Origin of the sequence: Paenarthrobacter sp. PH39-S1, assembly GCF_030063245.1 — a bacterium.
GTDB lineage: Bacteria > Actinomycetota > Actinomycetes > Actinomycetales > Micrococcaceae > Arthrobacter_M.
On sequence record NZ_JASISR010000011.1, the window covers coordinates 1 to 17,804 of the forward strand.

Genomic DNA, 17,804 nt, shown 5'->3' on the forward strand with positions numbered 1-17,804 from the left:
CACAACGCTCCACCGCCGCGCAGACCAAAGCCAGCCGGCGGACCACCGCCGACGGGGCCCCTGCCTACAGTTTCCGGGCCCTGCTCGAACACCTCGCCACCCTGACCCGCAACGACATCCGTTACGGAACCGACACCACGATGCCCGCAGTCCCGACGCTCGCGGCCCCAACACCCATCCAGCGCCGTGCCTACGAACTCATCGGCCAAACCGTCCCGCTAAACCTGAAGTAGACAGAAGGAAGAAACCCCAAAACCACGAAATCCCCGCCGGAAGTCAAGGACGGCGGGGATTTCCCACGTCACCACCCACGTAACTTCGGGCTAGATACCGGCTGCGTACAGCACGCCCATCACCAGCAGTAGCGTCATGTTCGCCTTCACGGGCCCACCTCCAGCGATTCGTTCTCCATGGCCGGAGCCCCGCCGGATCCGGGGTCCTCTTCATGCTGGTCGATTTCCGCCCCCAGACTGCGCAGCACATCCATCACCAGGCCGACCACGACCATGTAGACACCGATGTCGAAAAGAGTTGAAGTGACGAATTTGATGTCGCCGAAGACCGGAAGGTAGAGCCCGAGAATGGCGCTCTGGAACACCTGGCCACCCAGCAGCAGCGGGGCCAGCGCGGAACATGCCGCGAGGCCCAGCCCGCTCCCGAGCATCCAGCCGGCGCTGACCCGGGAGGACTCCGCCAGTTCAAACCTGCCGCCGGCCAGATAACGGATGGTCAACGCCAGCCCTACCATGAGGCCGCCTGCAAACCCGCCGCCCGGACCATTGTGGCCAGTCAGCAGCAGGTACACGGAGAAGATGATCAGGCTGTGGAACAACAGCCGGGTGATGACTTCGACGATGATCGAGCGCCGCTCCGGAGCCAGCGTCCGCCCGGCCACGAGCCACGGGTCCCGGGACACCGCAGTGAACCGGCGCGCGAGTTCGGCGCGGACATCCGGGTGCTCGCCGCCGGACTTCCCCCGGACCCGGCCCACACTCCCGGTCTTCACCGTTGCCGCGCGCGGCAGCCGGTCTCCGCGTCCGCGCACAAAAATCAGGCTGGCGACGCCGATGGCGGCAATGTCCAGTACCGAGATTTCTCCGAACGTGTCCCAGGCGCGGATGTCGACCAGCGTGACGTTGACAATGTTCAGCCCGCCGCCGCCCTCATATGCCAGCTTCGGAAAGGCCAGCGAAACGGGACTGTCGACGCGGGAGCCCATCGCGGCGAGGGCAACGAAAATCATCGTGGTTCCGAACGCCGCCCCGAGCAGCAGACGGATCCAGCGGTGCGACACGATCGGCTCCGCAATACTGGGGGTCATTTGTCGTTTCTGCGCCAACCGGGCGGCCGTAGCCTGTCCGTCGCGTCCAGTTTACCAACCCTGCTGCGCCGGCCGGAGCACATGTGCCCGCGCAGGCATGTATTTCAGCCGCCGTTTGCCGCGCCGTGCTGCGCGGGACCCCGGGGACGTATAGCATTTTGGCTATGAGTGAGCTCACACCGGCGGCCGGTTATTCCGGTCTTGCCGAGGCCAAGGCCCCTGCCACGAAGGGCCAGATCATCGCGTGGGCATCCTGGGACTGGGGGTCGGCGGCATTCAACGCCGTGATGACCACCTTCATATTCACCGCGCTGTACCTCACCGGGGATGCCTTCGGCGGTTCCGATCATGCCTCAGCCGTGCTGGCCTTTGCGCTGTCCGTTTCCGGGCTCGCCATCGCGCTTTTTGCCCCGGTGACCGGCCAGCGCTCGGACCGCAGCGGCCGGCGGCGGCTGTGGCTCGGGGTGAACACGCTGATGGTGGCGGCCCTCACGGCGAGCTGCTTTTTCGTCCAGCCGCATGAGTCCTATCTGCTCTTCGGTTGCCTGGCCATTGCCGCGGGACATGTTTTTGCCGAGCTCGCCTCGGTCAATTACAACGCCATGCTGCTGCAGATTTCCACCCGTGCCACCATCGGCCGGATCAGCGGAATCGGCTGGTCCGCCGGCTATCTGGGCGGCATTGTGGCGCTGCTGATCGTCTACTACGGGTTGATCGCACCCAAGGTGGGCATCTTCGGCATCACCGACGACGACGGGATGACCTACCGGGTGGTGGCGTTGTTCTCCGCGGCGTGGATCATCATTTTCTCCATCCCGGTGCTGCTGTCGGTGCCGGAATCCAAGGCCGATCCGGCACAGACCAGGGTCGGTCTCGTCCGCTCCTATCTGGATCTCTTCGCCACGATCGCCAGGCTGTGGCGGACCCAGCGGCACACGCTGTACTTCCTGATGAGCAGTGCCATCTTCCGCGACGGACTGGCCGCGATCTTCACCTTCGGCGCCGTGATCGCCGTCGGCAGCTTCGGCTTCGCGAAGGGCGACGTGCTGATCTTCGCGATCGCCGGCAACGTCGTCGCCGCCGTCGGCGCCATTTCAGCCGGGTTCCTCGATGATCGGCTCGGGCCTAAAACCGTCATCGTCATCTCACTTGTGGGGTTGCTCGGCTCCGGGACGGTACTGCTCTTCCTGCAGGGCAAGACGGTGTTCTGGATCTTCGGCCTGCTGCTGTCCCTCTTCGTCGGGCCGGCGCAGTCCTCCGCGCGCACCTTTATCGGCAGGCTGGCCCCGGCCGGCCAGGAGGGCGAACTTTTCGGGCTTTACGCCACCACCGGGCGCGCGGTGTCCTTCCTCGCGCCGATGCTCTTCGGGCTGTTCATCGTCTGGTTCGGCTCCCAGCGCTGGGGCATCTCCGGCATCCTCATCGTGCTCTTGGCGGGGCTGCTCCTGCTGCTCCCCGTCAAGGCTCCCGAGCACCACATCCCCGCCCCGGCCCCGACCTAACCCCGGTCGCCTTCCCCTCCCCAACTAGGTAGCAGCAGGTGCACCCAAAGCGCGTTTTGGGTGCACCTGCTGCTACCTAGTTGGGCCGGGGCCGGTGAGGGAAAGAGTCAGATGGCGGTGATATGGAAGTTCTGGAAGGAACGGGACGCGGTGGGGCCCCGCTGGCCCTGATAGCGGTTGCCGTATTCCCCGCTGCCGTAGGGGTGCTCGGCGGGTGAGCTCAGCCGGAAGAAGCACAGCTGACCGATCTTCATCCCCGGCCAGAGCTTGATCGGCAGTGTGGCCACATTGGACAGCTCCAGCGTCACGTGGCCCGAGAATCCGGGATCAATGAAACCGGCCGTCGAGTGCGTCAGCAGCCCCAGCCGCCCCAACGAGGATTTGCCCTCCAGCCGGGCCGCAATATCGTCCGGCAGCGTCACGGCCTCGAAGGTTGAGCCGAGCACAAACTCCCCGGGATGCAGAATGAACGGCTCATCGGGGGCGACCTCCACCAGACGGGTCAGATCCGGCTGGTCCTCGGCCGGATCTATGTGCGCGTACTTGTGGTTGTCGAACAATCGGAACAGCCGGTCAATCCGCACGTCGATGCTGGATGGCTGCACCATGGTGGGATCGTAGGGGTCCAAGACAATGCGCTTGGCGTCAATTTCGGCACGGATGTCGCGGTCTGAGATGAGCACCATCTAAAGTTAGCGCATCCGACTCCCCGCAGAGCAGCGCGCCGGTAGGATGCGACGGCGGAGCCAAAGCGCGGCAGGTAAGGGGCCGCCACCGCCGCCCTGGTCAAGGTTTGACCACATTGGACCCGGCGGGCGGGGAAAATTGCGAGTGTCACGAAACAGCCGGCGAGTCGGTCCGGAACCTGGTCAAACCTTCACCGGCTGCTGCGTGACTCCGCGGTGATGGCACCGATTTCTGTGCGGACCGCATAGAGCTCGGGAAAGAAGGTCAGCTCCAGGGCGCGCTGCAGGAATTCCACGCCCGAAGAGCCGCCGGTTCCGGTCTTCATGCCGATGGTCCGCAGGACGGTCTTCATATGCCGGAACCGCCAGAGCTGGAAATTATCCTCCAGGTCGACCAGTTCCTCGCAGGCCTCATAGAGATCCCAGTTGTCCGCCGGGTTCTCGTAGATTGCCCGGTACAACTGGACCAGCTCGTCATTGAAGACGTGTGCCGTGGTGAAGTCCCGTTCCAGCAGCTCGACGGGAACCGCGAAGCCGCGCCGGCCCAGCAGCCGGATGAATTCGTCATAGATGCTGCTCTGTCCCAACAGCTCTTCAAGCACCGCATGCGCGGCGGGGTCCGAGGCAAAGACCTTGAGCATTCCGGCGTTTTTATTGCCCAGCAGAAACTCCACCGCGCGGTACTGGGCGGACTGAAAACCGGACGCGGCCCCCAAATCACCACGGAACTGGGCATATTCCGACGGGGTCAAGGTGGCCAGCACGGACCATTGCTCGGTCAGGCTCCGCTGGATGTGCTTGATCCGGGCTATCCCCTTCATAGCCATGCGCAGATCATCAGCCATCAGCGCCTGCCGCACCGCCCGGAGCTCATGCAGCACCAGCTTGAGCCAGAGCTCGGAGGTCTGGTGCTGGATGATGAAGAGCATCTCGTCGTGATGTTCGGGCCGGCTGACCGGATGCTGGGCGGAGAGCAGTTCATCGAGCGCCAGGTAGGAGCCGTAGCTCATCTTGTCCCGGAAGTCCGTTTCGATGCCGGATTCAATCTTCCGCGTATTCTTCTTTACCGCCACAGCCAGTCCTTAATATGAGCGTCATTGCCGTGCTTCAGCCTACGCCGGTGGGCGGATGGACCGGCGGGGACGACGGCGGACTATTGGCGGCCCGAGCGCTGTTATATCTAGCACCGGTCCAGCAAGGACCGACGGTTCAACGCACGACTAAGGTAGTCCCATGAACATTGTAGAAACCCCGCTGCCGGGGATCGGCGTCCGCAGAGAGCTCACGCTGACCACAGGCCGACGCGTTGGCGTGGTCACGCACCGCGACGGTCAGACGGAACTCATCGTCTCCAGACTCGATGACCCAGACGCCTGCGCCGCGTCCATCCCGCTCAGCGCCGACGAATCGGCCGCATTGGGTGGCCTGCTCGGAGGTACCAAGCTGATCGCCCAGCTGTCCGCGGAACAGAAGGATCTGCCCGGGGTAAGCACCCAGCAGTTCCTCGTCCACGATAGCGCGCGCTTCGCCGGCGGCACGCTCGGTGACACCCAGATGCGGACCCACACCGGCGCGTCCGTCGTCGCCATCCTCCGGCAGGGAAGCGTCATCGCCTCCCCGCGGCCGGATCAGCTTCTGCTCTCCGGCGATGTCGTTGTCATTGTCGGCACCGACTCCGGCCTGGCCGCGGCGGCAGACATCCTGCAGTCCAAATAGGAGGCGCGGCTTCCCCCTGTGAACGACACTACGCTCTCGCTCATTCAGCTCGGCATCGTCTTTTTCGGACTCGGCGTCCTGGGGCGGCTCGCCGGGATGATCGGCATGTCCCCCGTGCCCCTGTACCTTCTCGGCGGCCTGGCGTTCGGCCACGGCGGCCTGATCGACTTCGGCGGGATCGAAGACTTCGGCCACATCGCCAGCGAGATCGGCGTGGTTCTCCTGCTGCTGATGTTGGGATTGGAATATACGGCCAACGAGCTGGTGACCGGGCTTAAACAATCCTGGCTGGCCGGAGTGGTGGATCTGGTGCTCAACATGGCCCCCGGCGCCGCGGTCGCCTTGCTGCTGGGCTGGGGCCCGGTGGGTGCGCTGGTGATGGCGGGCGTCACCTATATCTCCTCCTCCGGAATTATCGCCAAGGTCCTTAGCGACCTCGGACGGCTCGGTAACCGCGAAACCCCGGTGATTTTGTCTATCCTGGTGATCGAGGACCTGGCCATGGCGGCCTATCTTCCGGTCCTGACCGCCGTGCTCTCCGGAGTTTCGATCGCTGGCGGGCTGACCGCTGTGGGCGTAGCCCTGGCCGTGGTGACGGTGGTGCTCGTACTGGCACTGAAATTCGGCCACCTGGTCTCGGCGATCATCGACAGTCCGGACCGCGAAACCTTTCTGCTCAAGCTGCTCGGAGCCGCGCTGCTGATCGCCGGCCTGGCCTCGGCCATGCAGGTCTCCGCCGCCGTCGGCGCGTTCCTGCTCGGCATCGCCATTTCCGGCGCCACCGCCAACAACGCCACGCGCGTGCTGGAGCCCCTGCGCGACCTGTTCGCGGCCATGTTCTTCGTTGTCTTCGGCCTCAACACGGACCCCGCGTCCATTCCGCCGGTACTCGGATTCGCCCTGCTGCTGGCCGCCGTGACTTCGGTGACCAAAATCGCCACCGGCTGGTGGGCCGCCAGCCGGCAGGGCATCCGCAGGCTGGGTCGGGCACGCGCCGGTGCGGCCCTGATTGCCCGCGGCGAATTCTCCATTGTCATTGCCGGTCTAGCCGTCGCGGCCGGCAGCGTGCCCAAAGACCTGGCCGCGCTGGCCACCACCTACGTGCTCATCATGGCGGTTTTCGGCCCCATTGCGGCCCGCTACGTCGAACCGCTGGTCACGCTATTCCAGCGCGAGCCCGTCCCGGCCCTCTGACTCGCCAACCGCGACCACTGCGGGCGCGCGCTGACCGCTACTTACCGCTGACCAACGACGACGACGACGGCACGGCACGGGGTTTACCATGCCCAGCCGGCGCCGCGGATCGGATTGGGAAGGTGCATCCAGCTGCTGATTCCCGGTCGGGGGTGCGCAAAACGACCCGCAGAATGAGGTAATGTGGTCATTGCTGTCTGAGGGTTTCCCTCCAGTGCGGGCGTAGCTCAATGGTAGAGCGCTAGCTTCCCAAGCTTGATACGCGGGTCCGATTCCCGTCGCCCGCTCCACTTCTCACGCGGTCTGCCCCACCGCCACGTCGATCAGGCCCCTTGCCGCGCCGGTTTTCCCGTGGCACTATCGGGAAGATGACGATCCCCACGCGCGCGTTTGCCCATATCCGCTTGACCGTCTCCGATATAGACCGGTCGCGGGCTTTCTACGATGAAATCTTTGGCCTGCCAGTGGCCTTCGAGGTGCCCGCTGGTGCGGATGATGCCACCCGCGAACAGCTGGGCTGGCTCTTCGGCGGGGTGGTCTACCAACTCGGTGATTCCCTGTTTGGACTGCGTCCGGTCGGTAAGGACAGCTTCGATGAAGACCGTGTGGGTCTGGACCATGCCAGCTTCGCCGTCCAGTCGAAGGCGGAGCTCGAGGCAGCGGCGGCCCAGTTGGACCGCAGCGGTGTCACCCACGAAGGAATCAAGGACATCGGCGTCGGTTACATCCTGGAATTCAGGGACCCGGACAATATCGCTTTGGAGCTCTTCGCGCCGAAGGCGTAGGTGCGGCGGTGGATCGCCGGCCGGTGCAGTTCGGCACCGGCCGGCGCGGCTCAGTTCCGCAGTCAATCCAGCAGTGCGGCCGCCAGAGCCTTGCCGACAAACGCGCCGAACTCCGCCGCGGTCCACCTCCCGCGTGAGCACCAGGTTCTCGTACAATTCCGGAGCGGTGTAGGTCCACATCACATCCGCCGCCCGGGCGGTGGTGAGGCCCTCCGCGAGCAGCCCCCGCGCGGCCATGGTCCGGGCGTTGTGCAGCATGCGTTCGTAGCGGGCCGCGCCCACCTCGTCCTGCAATGCCGCCATCTCCGGGTCCCCGGCCGCGGCGGCCTCGCGGATGAGCCGCGGAGCGGATCTCCGCCGGAACCGAACCCCCGCCCAACACGCTCTGTGCATGGATCCCCCGCACCAGCCCGGGCTTACCTCCGTACGCCTTGTGAACGGTTTCCGGCGACACCGCCGCCGCGATGGCCGCTATCGTCGTCGGGCCATATCCGCCGGAGAGCAGCAGGCGCCGAGCCGCCAGGATCACCTCCCGGTTGCGCTCTGCTACGAGCCCGGCGGCTGGCGGCCTCGGAGGGACGTTTTTCATTGACGGCTGGGGGCAAAATGCTACACTCCTTATTGGATACAAATAACTGTATCCAATATTTGCCGGAGGCTCCGGATGGAACCGGACGCAACGGTCGGAAGCGGCTCCGCTGGCCGCGGTCAGCGGTCTTTTGGAGGCAACAAATGCCCACGATCCCGACGCCGTCGCCGCCTGCTTTGCGGTGGACTACGTCAACGAAACTCCGGCCCATCCGCTGCGCGGCTTCTCCGGGCGCGACCAGGTCCACACCAACTGGGCCCACATCTTTTCCGCCGTCCCGGATCTGGGTACACGCCTGCTGGGCACCGCCGTCAACGGCCGGGGAAAGGCGGGGGGGAGAGGACGACGGCGGCCGGAACGCCGCCGTTGACGGCGAAGGAAAGGGCGCCGTTGACGTATGGTCCGAGTGGCTGATGACCGGCACCCGGCGCGATGGCGACGCCCACGAAATGGCCGGTGTCGTCATCTTTAGTGTCCATGGCGGCGCCATAACGGCCGCCCGGTTCTTTTTGGAGCCGGGGGAAGGCGGCAGACGCCCTGCAGGATCCTGCTTCCCGCGGGCAATTAATCAACCGGGGCGGCCTCAACCTGACCCTGAACGAGCTCTCCCGAGCGCTGCACGCCGCGGCCGGGAGTGCGGGGTCGACCAAGCGGACACCGCTGCCCGTGTTGAGACTCATGTCGGTAGGCGCCCGGCCCTTCTCGCCGTTCCTGGCGCGGGCGGCGGGCGCGGGCGGCGCGTGCCGCCGTCGTCCTGAACACCACGGACATAACGTTCGACGACGGACCGCCCCGGGCGCTGCTGCCGGGGTTGCCGAGCACGGGGCTGGCCGCCGGCGTCAACTAATGAAAGAGCCGCCTGTCGTCGTGTCCACGGCCCAGACCGGCGTGGGACTCCGCAGCACTTAGCGTGTATGGTCAGTCACACGGACCATTTCGGTTCCCTTTAGGAGTGATCATGGCAGACAAATCCCCAGGAAAATCCTCAGCAAAAAAGCCCGGCAAGTCCATCAAGGAAAAGCGCGCAGAAAAGCGGGCCACCGAAGCCTCTGCCAGCCCGGTGGATAAAATCGCGGCAACCAAAAAGAAGTGATTGCGTCAGCGGGCGGTATGACGCTGGGTGTTCTGGCAACATCACGCAAGCCTGACGAGCGCCGCCTTCCGATTCATCCGCTGCATCTGGAGCGCATCAACGCCGGAATCAGCAGAAACATCATTCTGGAACACGGCTACGGCGAGCCCTTTGGTCTCTCCGATGAGCAGCTAAAGCCCTTAGTGGGCCGGATCGCCAGCCGCGAAGAGCTGATTGCCGCTGCTGACGTTGTGCTGCTGCCGAAACCTCAGCCGGAGGACCTGGTCGAGTTGCGCGATGGCCAAATCCTCTGGGGCTGGCCGCACGTCGTACAGGACCGCGCGATCACCCAGCTCGCCATCGACAAGCGCCTGACGCTGATCGCGTTCGAAGCCATGAACCACTGGACAAGCGATGGCGGGTTCAGCCTTCACGTCTTTCATAAGAACAATGAACTGGCCGGATACTGTTCGGTGCTGCATGCGCTGGCACTGACCGGGTCTACCGGCGATTACGGGCGCCGGCTCAGCGCCGTCGTTCTTGGTTTCGGGGCAACGGCCCGTGGCGCCATCACCGCGCTGAACGCGCACGGAATCCACGATGTCCAGGTGCTCACCAGCCGTGATGTTGCCGCCGTCGGCTCTCCCATCCATTCGGCCCAGATCGTCCGGTTCGATCAGGACGAGTCCGCTCCGTATCTGAGCCATGTGCTGACCGAGGAGGGCCGGATGCCGCTGGCACCGTTCCTCGCGGCGAGCGACATCGTGGTCAACTGCACGCTGCAGGATCCGAACGTGCCGCTGATGTACCTGCGCACCGAGGATCTTGGCGCCTTCAGCCCCGGTAGTCTGATCATCGATGTTTCCTGTGATGAGGGCATGGGCTTCAGCTGGGCGCGGTCGACGACGTTCACGGAACCGATGTTCGAGGTCGGCGACCACGTCGGCTACTACGCCGTGGACCACAGCCCATCGTATTTGTGGAACTCGGCAACGTGGGAAATCAGCGAGGCCCTGCTGCCGTTCCTGGAGACCGTGCTGGCCGGCCCCGATGCGTGGGCCGGCAATGAGACGATCCGGCGCGCGATCGAAATCCAGGACGGACACATCCTGAACGAGAACGCCCTCCGCTTTCAGCACCGCTCACCCGGGTACCCGCACCTGACCGAGGCGGACCCGGCCGTTCCCTGACGCGGGGGCTTCCGCCACCCCCTGCGCGGCGTGGGGCGGGTGCCGTGCGGGCGGACGGTGCCGGTAGGGTACGGGTGGGTGGACCGCGCCCGGTCAATCTTGTCCGGGCTGGGAAACCGGCTCGAACAGTTCGACGGGATTTCCGGACGGGTCCTCCAGCAGAATCTGATTGCCGCCGATTCCGGTGACTATGTCATTGCGGAAGTGGACTCCCGCGCCGCGCAGCCGTTGCACTGTTGCCGGAAGGTCGGCTACGTCCAGCGATATCCTGTTCCAGCCGCCGGGAGCCGGCCGTGTCCCGTCCGGCATGGACTGGCCGCCGCCTCCGGCCGCACTGGGTGAACTGAGCAGCAGCCGGAGTGCGCCGCGGCGAATGATCGCGAAACTTGGTGCCGGATGCATCACCTCGCTGAAGTCCAGCTGCTGACAGTAAAACGCAATGGCCGCCCCGACGTCATCAACGATGTAGCGGACCCTTATCTGTGCCATGACATTCTCCTGCTCGTTGGTCCCCTACCGGCACTCCGCGAGTCCCGGCCGTAACACGCAGCGCGCGCTGTCTACGGCAGGCCCTGATCCGCGGCCACACCCGGGAACAGCTGCGGGTCCTGATGCCGGGTGACCAGTGCAGGGGACTTGATGTTTGACCCCGCGCGTCCTCGTGAACGGCGACGACGCCGGTATCAGGCCGGTCACCTCAGCACCGTTCAGAGCAGGATGTACAACAGACGGTGGGGGTCTGACTGCGCTTCCCTTACCTCTCTTGGCAGTCCTGAAGCCGGGCCTACGACCGGTGGCGGAAACGCGGAATGGACGCTTTCAGATTAAGCCCCCGAGGCCGTCAAAGCACCGGCCAAAATAGAGAAATCTGCTGATCGTGCGGCGCACTCTCGGGCCGCACTCTCGGCGCGCGGACGGTTACCCGCCCGCGGTCCCACGCGTCCCGGGCTCAGCCCGCGGTACCAAGCTCCCCGGTCTCCCTGCGCCGCACGATCAGCACTGGACGCCGTTGGCTCTTCCGGTCAACCCTGAGGGTGAGATGGCCGCGCCGCGCCAGCACAACGGCGATCACGGCCGCCGCGGCGCCCGGCACCGTTCCGGCGACGACCATGGCCCATTGCGGTCCGAGGTGCTCGGCGAGCGCGCCGATCAGCGGGCCGCCGATGGCCTGGCCGCCGATCAGCACCATGATATACAGGCTCATGACGCGGCCACGTATCCGGACATTGGTGGAGATCTGCACCAATTGGTTGGAACTGGTCAGAAAGGTCAGCGACGCGTAGCCGGCAGCCACCAGCACCGCGCAGAAGATCCACATGCTCGGCGCGGCGGCCGCCAGGACCAGCAGCATGCAATAACCGCCGGCCGCCCCGACGACGGTGCGCAGCCGCAGCACGGGCCGCCGGGTCGAGGCAACCGCTCCGGCGAGCGCGCCGACCGCCACCAGCGTGTTCAGCAGTCCGTATCCGCCGGCGCCGGAATAAAAGACAGTATTTGCGTGGGCCGCCATCAACACGGGCAGGCTCATGGCAAAAACAGCAATGAAACCTGCCATCACGGCGGGCCAAAAGATGGTCGGTTTCCGCATCGCGTAGTCAAGCCCCTCGCGCAGTTGGCCCTTGGATCTGGGGGCGGGCGCCGATCTGAGCAGATCCCTGGTGCGCAGGCGGGCGAGCGTGCCGACCGTGAAAAAACAGGCCAGGGCATTCACGGCGAAGGCCCAGCCGCCGCCCACCGCGCTGATGAGCACGCCGCTGATGGCCGGTCCGATCATCGCGCCGATCTGGAAGATGGAGGAGTTCACGCTGATGGCATTGCGCAGCTGAACCGGCCCTACCAATTCGTTGACAAAAACCTGACGCGCCGGCTGGTCGACGACGGTGACCAAGCCCAGCAGGAAGGCGATGCCGTAGATGTGCCACACCTGGATGGCGCCGCTGAGCGCGAGCACGGCCATGACCACGGCCAGCACGCCCGCGGCACCCTGACTGATCATGAGGATCATGCGCTTGGAGCAGCGGTCGGCGATGATGCCGCCCAACGGCATGAGCAGCAACGACGGTGCGAACTGCATCGCCACCGTAATGCCGACGGCGGTCACGCTGCCGGAGAGCTGGAGCACCAACCAGTCCTGTGCGATCCGCTGCATCCAGAGCGCGATCACAGCGACCAGATGGGCCACGGCGAAGAGCCTGAAGTTGGGTACCTTCAGCGAGGAAAATGTTTGGCGCCACGGCGGACGTTGGGCGGCCAGGTCAATTGGAGCGGTCAGGGTGGAAACGCCGGGCAGCGCTGGTGGGGGTGTCAAGAGAATCCTGAGGTCGTTTTTTCGTTACGGGAATAAATTCCACCCTAGCGAGCGGGCTAGTATTCCCAAAGGACATGATGTCTATAAGTACCATTACGGTTTGTAATGAGAGGCCGACGAGGAGGCTCCCGATGCTGTTCGATCCGGCTCAGCTGCGCAGCTTTTTGGCTGTCGCCGAGACAGGAAGCTTCACCCGGGCCGCGGAACGGCTGCACTTGAGCCAGCCCACCGTCAGCCAGCATGTGAAGAAACTTGAGACCGAGTCCGGGCGTCAGCTCGTGGCCCGGGACACCCGCGAGGTCCGGCTGACGGACAACGGGGACGCCATGACGGGATTTGCGCGCACGATTCTGGCGGCCAACGAAGACGCGGCCCGCTACTTTTCCGGCGCAGCGATGCGTGGGCGGCTGCGGTTCGGGACCGCCGATGATCTGGCCATCACCGGACTGCCTCGGATCCTGCGTGAATTCCGCCAGCTGTACCCGCAGATCAACCTCGAACTCACCGTCAGCCAAAGCGATCAATTGCACCGCCGGCTCAAGGCCGGGCAGCTGGACCTGGTGTTCATCAAGTGGGTGTCGGGCGCGCAGGAGGGAGTGGTGGTTAAACAGGATTCCTTCTCTTGGGTGGGGCTGGAACAGACCGTGCTGGAACCCGCCGCCCCGGTGCCGCTGATTGCCTACCCCGCCCCCAGCCTGAGCCGCAAACTCGCCATCGATGCGCTGGAGCAGGCCGGCCGCACCTGGCGGATCACCTGCAGCACCAAACAGATCAGCGGCGTGCTGGCCGCACTGCGGGCCGGCATCGGAGTCGCCGTGATGCCGACCTCGCTGGTGCCGGAGGATCTGAAGGTCATCACCCGCCGCTTCAGTTTGCCGCCGGTAGGCGACGTGGATTTCACGCTGATCCGCAATCCGTTGGCAAATACCGAAGTCGTGGATGCGCTGACCCAGGCGATCATGGGGCGTAAGCTCACCCCGCACACGAGGACGCAATAAGGGAGTCAGCCTGAGCCCGGAGAATTCCGTCGCGTTAGAATTACCCGTTATGAACAGAACAATGTTTAAATCCAAAATCCACCGCGCCACTGTCACTCACGCGGACCTGCATTATGTCGGCTCCGTAACGGTCGACGAAGACCTGCTGGATGCCGCCGATATTCTGCCCGGCGAATTGGTCTCCATTGTGGACGTCACGAACGGCGCCCGGCTGGAAACGTACACAATTCCGGGTGAGCGAGGCTCCGGCGTGCTGGGCATCAATGGTCCCGCGGCCCATCTGGTGCAGGTTGGCGACCTGGTCATCCTGATCACCTACGCACAAATGACGACGGCGGAGGCCCGCGACTATGTCCCCGCCGTCGTCCATGTTGATGCCGGTAACCGGATCGTGCGGCTGGGCACGGACCCCGCCGAGGCTGTCACCCCCGGCCTGCTCCGCCCTCCGCTGGCCACCAACCGCTGCTGAGGGGCAGCGTTGTGGGCCGAGAACGAAGCGTCCGGCTACCGCGCGGAACTGGCTCCCCCTGAATCGGGATCATCCACCGCCGGATTCTGCGTGTCGGGATCGTCCACCGTCGGGTTCTGCACGCTGGAAGCTGCCGAACCCGGGGCGCTCGGATGCGACTCGGCGGCACCCGGTCCGCCGGCTCCGATGGACGGATTGTCCAAGCCACCGGAAGGCTTATCGAGGCCGCCGGCCATTGCCCCGGTACCTGTGCCCGCCGCGCCCGCGGTGCCGACGTCGTCGGCCCTGGAATGTGCAGCGGAGTCCGGCGCTGAAACGTCTCCGCGCCAACTGCCGGTCTCCGAACGGCGCCCCTCAATAAAATCCTTGAACCGCCGCAGATCCGACTTCACCTGGCGGTCATCCGCGCCAAGGGCCGAACCGACCTTCTCCAGGAATGTCTCCGGATCCCAGTCCAGCTGCACGGTTACCCGGGCGGACTCATCATCGAGGCGGTGAAACGTCACCACGCCGGCATGGGATTTGCCGTCCACGCTCTTCCATGCCACCCGCTCATCGGGGTGCTGTTCGGTGATGACAGCGTCGAACTCGCGCCGCACGCCGCCGATGTTCGTCACCCAATGGTTGGTGGTTTCCGAGGTCTGCGTGATCGATTCCACGCCGTCCATAAATTCGGGAAAGGATGCGAACTGCGTCCACTGGTTGTAGGCCCGCGTGACCGGCACCCCTACGTCGATGGATTCCAGTACTGTCGCCACGATGTCTCCTTCCGGAGGGTCAGTTGGCTGCTTCGAAGCGCCCCCGTGCGGCCGCCCGTTTTCCACGCTACCTGCGCCGCTGGCCCTGATCAAGGTTCCGGGAGGTCTTCGTGTCCTACTCCGGGCGTTCGTCCGCACCGGCGCCGCGGGCAGCAATGCCGTCCCGCCAGGAATGGGCCGGGCGGTAGCCGATCAGGCTGCGGGCGGCCTTAATACTCAGCAACGTTTCATGGCCTCTGATGGTCCCGTGCCGCTCCAGGCCGGGAAACACCTCGTCCAACAGGTCCGACGACGGCCGGTCCATAATGGTGTCGGCGGCGGCTATGATGACATTTTCGGATCCGGTGGTATCCGCTTCCAGGGCGTTCCGGCAGGCTGCGGCGACATCCCGCACGTCGACGTAGCCCCAGAGATTCCAGCGGCGCGACGGCGCGTCCGGCCAGAAGCCGGGAACCCGGGCGTAGTCCTCCGGCGCGAAAATATTGGAAATACGCAGGCCAACAAAGGGGATGCCCGACCAGCCGGAAACATGCGCCGCGGCCTGCTCCCCGAGGACCTTCGAGAGGGCGTAGGCGCTGCTCGGATAGGGGAAATGCTCCTCATCAACGGGTGCATAGTGCAGCTCACCGTCCCTCTCGCCCGCCTTGTCGCTCCCGCCGAAGGGCAGCCCGAGGGTGGTTTCCGACGACGCCCACACCACCCGCTCCAGCCGCAGCGCCGCCGCAGCCAAAAAAACGTTCTGGTTCGCCGCCGTGTTGCGGTTGATGGTTTCCGCCGGCGGGTACATGCCCGGTTCCGGGATATTGGCCAGATGGACGACGGCGTCTGTTCCGCTGAGTGCCTGAAGTGCCTGACCGTAATCGGTCAGATCCACGCGCATGGTTGGACAGCCCAGATCCGAATTACGGCCGACCGGTCCGGTTATGTCGCTCGCATGCACCGAATAGTCGTGGGCGAGCAGATCGGTCACGGCCGCACGGCCCGCCTTGCCGTGGGCTCCAGTGACCGCAATGGTCTTCATGGTGGTCCTTCCGTCGTGTGGGACGTCGCCTCGGTGGCTTCAGCTTAGGCTGAGCCAGTGCACCTTATTGACGTTTTGCTTATCAATCTTCAGTCTATTGGGGTCCTGCGTCCTGGTGGCCGGTCGTTGACTTCCGATTCACCGGCCCAAGGCGCCTGAGCATGCTGGGCGTTCTGCAGGGTTTTTCCGTCATCTGGGTCGTCATCCTGGTGGGTTATCTGCTGGGCCGCGTCGACGTGCTCGGGCCGGACGGCGAGCGTATCCTCAGCCGTCTGGTGTTCTTCGTCGCCACCCCGGCGCTGATGCTGCAGACGCTGAGCCACACGGATCTGCGCGCCGTTTTCTCCACGTCCCTGCTGGTGGCCGCGTTGAGCGCCTTTGCGGCGGCGCTGGTCTACCTGCTGGTGGCCGGCGTCGTCCTCAAGCGCCCGACCGGAACGGCGCTGGTCGGTGCGATGTCCGCGTCCTTGGTCAATGCCGCCTATCTCGGTATTCCGATTGCGGTATATGTCCTCGGGGACGCCTCCTTCGCAGCTCCGGTGCTGATCTTCCAGTTGGCCTTCTACACCCCGCTCTTCGTGCTGCTGCTCGACAACGCCGGTCGCCGGCGCCGCGCGTCATTGTGGACTTTCCTGGGCCAGATACCCAGGAACCCGGTGCTGATTGCCTCGCTGCTGGGACTGCTGATCGCCGCAGTCGGGTGGCAGCCCCCGAATCTGGTCATGCAGCCATTCATTGCGCTGGGCGGGGCGGCCGTGCCCGGCGCGCTGCTCGCCTTCGGGATTTCCCTTCATGGTTCAAGGCCCCTGCAGAACAGCGACGGCCGCACTGATGTCTTACTGGCCTCCGCGGTCAAGCTGGCGCTGCAGCCGGCCGTCGCATTTTTCCTGGCCCGCTACCTGCTGGATCTTCGCGGACACGCCCTATTTGCCGCCGTCGTACTGGCCCCTTTACCCACGGCACAGAACGTCTTTATTGTTGCCTCCCGCTATAAATCGGGCGTGGCGGTGGCCAAGGACACCGTGCTGCTGACCACCGCCGTCGGGGTCCCGATTCTGGTCCTGGTTTCCGCCCTGCTGGCCTAAGACGTTTCCGCCCTGCTGGCCTAAGAGGCACCCCTCCGCCGTCCGGTCACGTCCTCAGTCTGCAGTGCGGTGACAGCAGAACGCGCCGAAGCAGCGGGTATCGTGGACACAGTGAAAAACGGCACCAGACTCATGAGGATCGCGGCCGGCTGGCTGCTGGGACTGATGCTGGCCGTGGCCGCCGCGATCATCACCATCACGATGGTAAATGCCAGCTATTTCGGTCCGCAACAGCCCGTGCGCGATTACCTCCAGGCCCTGCGCGATGGCGACGGAGCCAAGGCCTTGGGCCTGCTCAAGGCGACCGTACCCGCGGGCAACCCCGCGGTACTGGACGGCAGCGGACTCAAGAGCGCGGCTGCGGCCATCGAGGACCTGCAGATCGGGGACCCTCAGGAGCAGGCAGACGGCCGGGTCAAAGTCCCCGCCAGCTACAAAATCGACGGAGCCGACCACAGCACCGAGTTCCTGCTGGAACCGGCCGGCAACCGGTGGCTCTTCTTCAGCACCTGGACGTTTGTTCCTGCTCCGCTGCCAACCATCGATGTTTCCGTCGTGAATGAAACGACCGCCTCACTGAACGGCGTAGGGGTCACCATGCCGTCGGGCCGGAGCACTTTTTCGGTCCTGTACCCGGGGCAGTACAAGGCCTCATTTCAGAGCGGACTATTCCAGGCCCCGTCGGTCACCACCGCCGTGACTTCGGCAGGGGACAAGCCCGCCGCCGTCGAGCTGAACACGGCGCCGTCGCCGAAACTCATGGCCGATGTCAACAGCCAGCTCCACCAGTATCTGGACGGTTGCGCCAAACAACAGGTGCTGCTTCCCGCCGGCTGCCCGTTCAGCAATCATTCGGACAACCGGATTGTCACCCCGGTGGTCTGGAGCATCGAAAGTTATCCAACGGTCGGGATCTCCGCCTACGGTGGGGAATGGGTGATCGCTCCACTGACCGTCAAGGCGCAGGTGAGCTACCAGGAACAGCAGCTGTACACGGGCGCGGTGGTACCGGTGGAAGAGGCGCAGAGCTTCGGCTTCACCGCCAAATTGGATACCGGCGGCGGGAGCGTCACCGTCACCCCCGTCGTGGATTATTGACCACAAGCGTTA

The 17,804-nt window shown here is 64.9% G+C and carries 18 protein-coding genes, 1 tRNA gene and 2 pseudogenes; 13 read left to right on the forward strand and 8 right to left on the reverse strand.

Features of this window, described 5'->3' with window-relative positions; translation table 11 throughout:
* Positions 1-233, forward strand: a pseudogene (locus QMG52_RS08655) (IS1634 family transposase); the annotation flags it as partial.
* Between the two features lie 146 nt (positions 234-379).
* On the opposite strand, the pseudogene mbhE reads toward QMG52_RS08655, so the two are convergent.
* Positions 380-1,288: pseudogene (mbhE, locus tag QMG52_RS08660) on the reverse strand (hydrogen gas-evolving membrane-bound hydrogenase subunit E); the annotation flags it as partial.
* Positions 1,289-1,485: 197 nt separating this feature from the next.
* On the opposite strand from mbhE, the gene QMG52_RS08665 reads away from it, so the two are divergent.
* Positions 1,486-2,823, forward strand: coding sequence for an MFS transporter (locus tag QMG52_RS08665; protein ID WP_283560020.1), 1,338 nt, complete (start codon positions 1,486-1,488; stop codon positions 2,821-2,823).
* Positions 2,824-2,930: 107 nt separating this feature from the next.
* Here the strand turns inward: QMG52_RS08665 and dcd are convergent, their stop codons facing one another.
* The gene (dcd, locus tag QMG52_RS08670; RefSeq protein ID WP_283560124.1) at positions 2,931-3,506 is read right to left on the reverse strand and encodes a dCTP deaminase; all 576 of its coding nucleotides are present in this window, start codon (positions 3,504-3,506) and stop codon (positions 2,931-2,933) included.
* Between the two features lie 194 nt (positions 3,507-3,700).
* A complete protein-coding gene (gene kynA / locus QMG52_RS08675; RefSeq protein WP_283560021.1) occupies positions 3,701-4,582 on the reverse strand; it encodes a tryptophan 2,3-dioxygenase in 882 nt (293 codons plus the stop codon).
* A 160-nt stretch (positions 4,583-4,742) separates the two neighbouring features.
* On the opposite strand from kynA, the gene QMG52_RS08680 reads away from it, so the two are divergent.
* From QMG52_RS08680 to QMG52_RS22185, 5 genes are all read left to right on the forward strand, one after another.
* On the forward strand, positions 4,743-5,225 hold the full coding sequence (locus QMG52_RS08680; RefSeq protein ID WP_283560022.1) for a cation:proton antiporter regulatory subunit: 483 nt from the start codon (positions 4,743-4,745) through the stop codon (positions 5,223-5,225).
* An 18-nt stretch (positions 5,226-5,243) separates the two neighbouring features.
* Positions 5,244-6,419: a cation:proton antiporter gene (locus QMG52_RS08685; protein ID WP_283560023.1), complete on the forward strand. Its 1,176-nt coding sequence runs from the start codon at positions 5,244-5,246 to the stop codon at positions 6,417-6,419.
* A gap of 216 nt (positions 6,420-6,635) precedes the next feature.
* Positions 6,636-6,709: transfer RNA gene (locus tag QMG52_RS08690), tRNA-Gly, on the forward strand.
* Positions 6,710-6,787: 78 nt separating this feature from the next.
* Positions 6,788-7,204, forward strand: a complete 417-nt coding sequence (locus tag QMG52_RS08695; protein WP_283560024.1) for a VOC family protein — start codon at positions 6,788-6,790, stop codon at positions 7,202-7,204.
* A 770-nt stretch (positions 7,205-7,974) separates the two neighbouring features.
* Positions 7,975-8,163, forward strand: a complete 189-nt coding sequence (locus QMG52_RS22185) for a hypothetical protein (protein ID WP_502920476.1) — start codon at positions 7,975-7,977, stop codon at positions 8,161-8,163.
* On the opposite strand, the gene QMG52_RS08700 is transcribed toward QMG52_RS22185, so the two are convergent.
* Positions 8,105-8,272: a hypothetical protein gene (locus QMG52_RS08700; RefSeq protein WP_283560025.1), complete on the reverse strand. Its 168-nt coding sequence runs from the start codon at positions 8,270-8,272 to the stop codon at positions 8,105-8,107. The two genes, QMG52_RS22185 and QMG52_RS08700, sit on opposite strands and share 59 nt — an antisense overlap.
* 479 nt (positions 8,273-8,751) lie before the next feature.
* On the opposite strand from QMG52_RS08700, the gene QMG52_RS08705 reads away from it, so the two are divergent.
* On the forward strand, positions 8,752-8,886 hold the full coding sequence (locus QMG52_RS08705) for a hypothetical protein (protein ID WP_283560026.1): 135 nt from the start codon (positions 8,752-8,754) through the stop codon (positions 8,884-8,886).
* Positions 8,887-8,903: 17 nt separating this feature from the next.
* Complete coding sequence (locus QMG52_RS08710) at positions 8,904-10,055, forward strand: N(5)-(carboxyethyl)ornithine synthase (RefSeq protein WP_502920477.1); 1,152 nt, start codon at positions 8,904-8,906, stop codon at positions 10,053-10,055.
* 93 nt (positions 10,056-10,148) lie between these two features.
* Here QMG52_RS08710 and QMG52_RS08715 read toward each other — a convergent pair whose 3' ends face one another.
* Complete coding sequence (locus tag QMG52_RS08715) at positions 10,149-10,544, reverse strand: VOC family protein (RefSeq protein WP_283560028.1); 396 nt, start codon at positions 10,542-10,544, stop codon at positions 10,149-10,151.
* Between the two features lie 460 nt (positions 10,545-11,004).
* On the reverse strand, positions 11,005-12,363 hold the full coding sequence (locus QMG52_RS08720) for an MFS transporter (RefSeq protein ID WP_283560029.1): 1,359 nt from the start codon (positions 12,361-12,363) through the stop codon (positions 11,005-11,007).
* Positions 12,364-12,497: 134 nt separating this feature from the next.
* Between QMG52_RS08720 and QMG52_RS08725 the strand changes: the two genes are divergently transcribed.
* Together QMG52_RS08725 and panD are read left to right on the forward strand one after the other, a co-directional pair.
* Entirely contained in the window at positions 12,498-13,361 is an 864-nt protein-coding gene (locus QMG52_RS08725; RefSeq protein WP_283560125.1) for a LysR substrate-binding domain-containing protein, read from the forward strand.
* 49 nt (positions 13,362-13,410) lie between these two features.
* Entirely contained in the window at positions 13,411-13,830 is a 420-nt protein-coding gene (panD, locus tag QMG52_RS08730) for an aspartate 1-decarboxylase (RefSeq protein WP_283560030.1), read from the forward strand.
* A 35-nt stretch (positions 13,831-13,865) separates the two neighbouring features.
* Here the strand turns inward: panD and QMG52_RS21920 are convergent, their stop codons facing one another.
* Both QMG52_RS21920 and QMG52_RS08740 read right to left on the reverse strand, forming a co-directional pair.
* Positions 13,866-14,588, reverse strand: coding sequence for an SRPBCC family protein (locus QMG52_RS21920; protein ID WP_349361678.1), 723 nt, complete (start codon positions 14,586-14,588; stop codon positions 13,866-13,868).
* Positions 14,589-14,703: 115 nt separating this feature from the next.
* Positions 14,704-15,609 (reverse strand): NAD-dependent epimerase/dehydratase family protein, encoded by a 906-nt coding sequence (locus tag QMG52_RS08740; RefSeq protein ID WP_283560031.1) that lies wholly within the window; start codon positions 15,607-15,609, stop codon positions 14,704-14,706.
* A 161-nt stretch (positions 15,610-15,770) separates the two neighbouring features.
* Here QMG52_RS08740 and QMG52_RS08745 point away from each other — a divergent pair, with 161 nt between their 5' ends.
* Together QMG52_RS08745 and QMG52_RS08750 are read left to right on the forward strand one after the other, a co-directional pair.
* Complete coding sequence (locus QMG52_RS08745) at positions 15,771-16,694, forward strand: AEC family transporter (RefSeq protein ID WP_283560032.1); 924 nt, start codon at positions 15,771-15,773, stop codon at positions 16,692-16,694.
* 102 nt (positions 16,695-16,796) lie between these two features.
* Positions 16,797-17,792 carry a hypothetical protein gene (locus QMG52_RS08750; protein WP_283560033.1) on the forward strand — a complete coding sequence of 332 codons (996 nt, stop codon included), beginning with the start codon at positions 16,797-16,799 and terminating at the stop codon, positions 17,790-17,792.
* The last annotated feature ends 12 nt before the right edge of the window (positions 17,793-17,804 follow it).

Coding starts and splice junctions, on each gene's coding strand:
- QMG52_RS08665 (WP_283560020.1), top strand. CDS start 1,486: ATGAGTGAGCTCACACCGGCGGCCGGTTATTCCGGTCTTGCCGAGGCC.
- QMG52_RS08680 (WP_283560022.1), top strand. CDS start 4,743: ATGAACATTGTAGAAACCCCGCTGCCGGGGATCGGCGTCCGCAGAGAG.
- QMG52_RS08695 (WP_283560024.1), top strand. CDS start 6,788: ATGACGATCCCCACGCGCGCGTTTGCCCATATCCGCTTGACCGTCTCC.
- QMG52_RS08700 (WP_283560025.1), bottom strand. CDS start 8,272: ATGGACACTAAAGATGACGACACCGGCCATTTCGTGGGCGTCGCCATC.
- QMG52_RS08705 (WP_283560026.1), top strand. CDS start 8,752: ATGGCAGACAAATCCCCAGGAAAATCCTCAGCAAAAAAGCCCGGCAAG.
- QMG52_RS08710 (WP_502920477.1), top strand. CDS start 8,904: ATGACGCTGGGTGTTCTGGCAACATCACGCAAGCCTGACGAGCGCCGC.
- QMG52_RS08715 (WP_283560028.1), bottom strand. CDS start 10,544: ATGGCACAGATAAGGGTCCGCTACATCGTTGATGACGTCGGGGCGGCC.
- panD (WP_283560030.1), top strand. CDS start 13,411: ATGAACAGAACAATGTTTAAATCCAAAATCCACCGCGCCACTGTCACT.
- QMG52_RS08740 (WP_283560031.1), bottom strand. CDS start 15,609: ATGAAGACCATTGCGGTCACTGGAGCCCACGGCAAGGCGGGCCGTGCG.
- QMG52_RS08745 (WP_283560032.1), top strand. CDS start 15,771: ATGCTGGGCGTTCTGCAGGGTTTTTCCGTCATCTGGGTCGTCATCCTG.